Below are 4,335 nucleotides of genomic sequence, written 5' to 3' on the forward strand. Positions count from 1 at the left end.
ACGTTCATTTCGGGCTGCACTGGGTAACCCGCGCCAGAAGTAACGATTCGGCCATCACCATCGGTAGTAAATTGACCATTACGCGAGTAGGCAATATTGCCATCAGGTTGCAGTACTTCAAAAAATCCAGGGCCAGAAATCATCCAATCGAGTGAGTTTTCAGTGGTCAGCATATTACCTTGCGAAAAGTTTTTTTGGTTGGCCACCACCTTTGCGCCGGCACCTAGCATTAAACCCGATGGCATTTCGGTATCTTGCGACGAGCGCCCACCCGGTTGGTTAATATTTTGATAGAGTAAATCTTCAAAAATAGCGCGGCTTTTTTTATAGCCTACGGTACTGGCATTGGCTAAGTTATTTGAAATAACCGCGATGTCGGTTTGCTGGGCGTCAAGCCCGGTTTTACTGATCCACAATGCTGGATTCATAATGATATCCTCATGTTAAAGTTAAACTATGCGCAACAGCTGGTCTTGACGTTCGTCAATTTCTTCAGCGGTTTTCATTAGCTTTACTTGTAATTCAAATTGGCGTTGATGGCTGATCATATCGACCATTTCGTGCACCGGGTTCACGTTAGACGCCTCTAATGCACCACTGATCACTTTGACATTGGCCGAGGTTTCAACTGTTTGATTGGCTTTAGGTCTAAACAGGCCATCATTGCCTTTTTCAAGCATGGCACTATTGGCTTCAACCACTTTTAAGCGGTCGACCTCTTCTAAAAAGTTAGCGGGCGCGCCTTGGGGGCGTACTTGAATAGCGCCGTCTTCACTAAATTCAATTTTTTCGATAGGCACAGGTAATATCACCGGGCCACCTTCGCCAATCACTTGGCGACCGCCACTGGTCACCAGCATACCCTGGGCCGTTATGTTGAGCGTACCTACCTTAGTGTATGCTTCGTTACCCGATGCATCTTGTACGCTTAGCCACGCGTTGTCGCTCATGGCAATATCCAAATTACGACCTGTTTGCATTATGCCGCCCGATGTCATATCGGAACCGGGGCGCTCTTGCATGGCAAACACGCGAGTAGGTAAGCCTTCACCAAATGCTTGCATTGAACGCGCTTGTGCAAAGTCGGCTTTAAACCCAGTGGTATTAGCATTCGCCAAATTATTGGCTTTAAGTGCCAACCCCATCAAGCTTTGCTTAGCCCCTGAGGCCGCTATATAGACCATTTTATCCATAACATCGACTCACCTGTAAAAATCTCTGTTGGATTAAATGCAATATAGGTGCCATGTTAAATACAACAGTAAAATCGCAGCGCCAAGTAATGTGATATACCACCGCTAGCTGCAGAAGTTATAGGTATTAGGGGCTAGGTTCTAGGTTGATACCTGATGTCTGAAACCTGATCTTATAAACAAAAAAGGCTGCAATTAAGCAGCCTTTATAAATAAAATGAATTAGTTTAATTAGCGGATCTGTAAGATACTTTGCTGAATGGTTGAGTTCACTTCAAGCGCACGTGAATTCGCTTGGAAGTTACGCTGCGCGCTAATTAAGTCAACCAGTTCGTTGGTTAAGTTAACATTTGACTGCTCAAGCGCCGACGAGTTGATATTTCCTAAAGTACCTGAGCTTGGTTCACCAGCAATCGGATCACCTGAGGTTAGGCTTTTTTTCCAGCCGGTACTGCCCACTTGTTGTAACCCTTGTGAGTTTGAAAAGCGCACCATGGCTACTTGGCCTAAAAAGGTTGAATCGCCATTGCTGTATGACGCAACCACTTTGCCATTTGTACCAATATCAATACCCGCTAAACGCCCTACCGTAGCCCCATCTTGCTCCAGTGCTTTTACTTCAAAACGACTCGCATATTGAGACGGTACTTTATTTGCTGTACCGACTTGATCGCGCCAGTTAATTTCTACGCTAGCAGGAAAAGTCGCACCATTATTTAGCAAGTCAGAAAGGCCTGGTGTACCCACGCCGCCGCCTGTAATTGATAACGGATTAAATGTGTTACCTACATTGGCTATACCGTCGGTACTTTCTGGTAATCCACTTGAATTAAATTTAAAGGTGGTGATGGGAGTATATGGTGCAGCGGTTTGTTCTACCCCGTTTGCACCAAACGCTTTACCATCAAGGGTTGCATGTACTTTCCATTCATTATCATTTACAGCCGGATCTGTTTTTACAAAAAATAACTGTAATACATGTGGCTCCCCGAGTGAGTCATAAACTGTGGTAGAAGTAGATGAATTATAAGTAGCGCTTTCTGTTGGCTCAAAAGGCAAAGTAGGTGCGATTGAGCGTGAGTCTAAGTTAAACGAGCTATATACACTATTTGTTGCGCGGGGCGAACCAGACGAATCAGGTATTTGTATCGCCGATGAAGTACTTAAGCTCACAGAGGTATTATCGCCAGTAGTTACATCAACAGGAAACCCTTGTAAATAGCTGCCATTAGCATCCACAATAAAGTTGTCTTTATTGAGCTTAAATGCGCCGGCTCGGGTGTAAGTAAAATCTTGCGAGCCTAAATCTTGGCTAGTGGCAAAGTAGCCTTCACCGGTAATCGCTAAGTCTAATGAGTTATTAGTAAACTGTAACGAACCTTGATGAAACTGCTGTGCTACAGTGGTCGTTTGTACACCATTACCCGTTTTTGTTTTACCTGAGCTAAATACTGATGAAGCATATACATCAGCAAACTCGGCGCGCGACTCTTTAAAACCGGTCGTGTTGACGTTGGCAATATTATTTGCGGTTACGTTTAAATCTTTTTGGGCTGCAGCAAGGCCTGATAATGCAATGTTAAAGCTCATAATTCACCTCTAAATTGTTGATCTTTAGCCCGCTGGCTAATGAAAATACATATAGTTATTACGCGATTTCTGCGACATCTGTCAGCCTAACCGCGCCTTCTTTGGTGTTAATAACGATGCCATTTGCGCCATTAATATTAACACTTTCAATATTTTTGAATGTTGCGGTGGGTAAACTAGAAAATTCCCCCCCCGTACTGCCTTCAGCTTTAATCTTATAACTGCCGGGAGGAAGTCGTTCACCCGCTTCGTTTTTACCATCCCATGCAAAACGCACCGGACCTGCGGGCTGTGCCCCTAAATCAATACTTTTAACTAACTGTCCAGATTCATCTTCGATGCGTAAAATTAAGCTTTCAACGGGTTTTTCAGCAATTATCGCGCCCTTAGAATCCCCTACGCCATCAAGCTCTAAACTACTCGATTCTAACAAGGCTTGTTTACCCACTAAGGTAGAGGCTTGTAATGCTGAGTTAGAGGTCATTGACGATGCTAACGATTGAAAGTTGGCATTTAAATTTGAGATCCCCTCTGCCATGGTAAAATTAGTCATTTGGGCAATCATCTGATCGTTATCAGCAGGTTTACTGGGATCTTGAAACGACAACTGTTGCGTTAGCAATGAGAAAAAATCTTCTTGCGTGAGCGCAGCGCTTTTATCTTTGCTCACAGCTTGTTTTTCTTGCCAGCGCAGCGAATCTAAATAGGATGAAGATGTACTAATATCGTTACTCATAACCTACCCTCTGTTATCGCTGACCTAATAGCAGCGTTTTGCTTAACATTTGCTTAGCTGCATCGGCAACTTGCACATTTGTTTGATACGAACGAGAGGCAGAAATCATGTTTGCCATCTCCTCAACAACATTCACGTTGGGTTTGTAGATATAGCCATTTTCATCCGCACTGGGGTGATTGGGGTTATACTCAATTTGTAAGGGTTTGTTACTTTCAACAATTCCCAGTACTTTAACGCCAACAGCAGAGCCCTGCGAGTTACTTGCTGATGCTGAGGCTTTAGTTAGCTCAGCGGCAAATACAGGTTGTCGCGCTCGGTAGGTTTTATCTTGAGAAGAACTTATTGTATTGGCATTGGAAATATTACTGGCGGTGGTATTCAAACGCACGTTTTGCGCGCTCATACCCGAACCAGCAATATCAAAAACATTATATAAACTCATAATTAAGCTCCTTGGCTACCGAGTGCTTTTTTCAGGCCTTTAAATTTACCACTTAAAAATTGTAAGCTGGCCTGATACTCCATCGCATTCTGTGCATACAAGTTTCGTTCCACTTGTATATCAACTGAGTTACCATCACCAGTATCTGATTGATTTGCATTGCGAAATAATTCATTTCCGCCCACTTGGCGACTGCCACCGGCAAGGTGTTTTTCATTGGTTCTCACCATGCTATTGCCGCTTTGCTGCTGTGACCTTGCCGCTTTAAGCGCCGAGGCAAAATCAATATCTTTTGCCTTATAGCCCGGCGTATCAGCATTAGCGATATTAGTAGCGAGCAACTCGGCTCGTTGCGAACGGATCAACATAGC

The 4,335-nt window shown here is 44.0% G+C and carries 6 protein-coding genes; all 6 read right to left on the reverse strand.

The genetic code is table 11. The annotated features are described in order from the left end of the window. A partial coding sequence (locus ABYB02_RS15030; protein WP_372763217.1) for a flagellar hook-basal body complex protein occupies nucleotides 1–428 on the reverse strand: 428 nt, incomplete at its 3' end. A gap of 21 nt (nucleotides 429–449) precedes the next feature. Then, entirely contained in the window at nucleotides 450–1,193 is a 744-nt protein-coding gene (locus ABYB02_RS15035; protein WP_372763218.1) for a flagellar basal body rod protein FlgF, read from the reverse strand. Nucleotides 1,194–1,424: 231 nt separating this feature from the next. After that, nucleotides 1,425–2,783, reverse strand: coding sequence for a flagellar hook protein FlgE (gene flgE / locus ABYB02_RS15040; RefSeq protein WP_372763219.1), 1,359 nt, complete (start codon nucleotides 2,781–2,783; stop codon nucleotides 1,425–1,427). A gap of 58 nt (nucleotides 2,784–2,841) precedes the next feature. Continuing rightward, nucleotides 2,842–3,519, reverse strand: coding sequence for a flagellar hook assembly protein FlgD (locus ABYB02_RS15045; RefSeq protein WP_372763220.1), 678 nt, complete (start codon nucleotides 3,517–3,519; stop codon nucleotides 2,842–2,844). A gap of 13 nt (nucleotides 3,520–3,532) precedes the next feature. Further along, the gene (flgC, locus tag ABYB02_RS15050; protein WP_372763221.1) at nucleotides 3,533–3,964 is read right to left on the reverse strand and encodes a flagellar basal body rod protein FlgC; all 432 of its coding nucleotides are present in this window, start codon (nucleotides 3,962–3,964) and stop codon (nucleotides 3,533–3,535) included. Between the two features lie 2 nt (nucleotides 3,965–3,966). Continuing rightward, a partial coding sequence (gene flgB / locus ABYB02_RS15055; RefSeq protein WP_372763222.1) for a flagellar basal body rod protein FlgB occupies nucleotides 3,967–4,335 on the reverse strand: 369 nt, incomplete at its 5' end.

The organism is Pseudoalteromonas sp. (assembly GCF_041613455.1).
Lineage (GTDB): Bacteria > Pseudomonadota > Gammaproteobacteria > Enterobacterales > Alteromonadaceae > Pseudoalteromonas.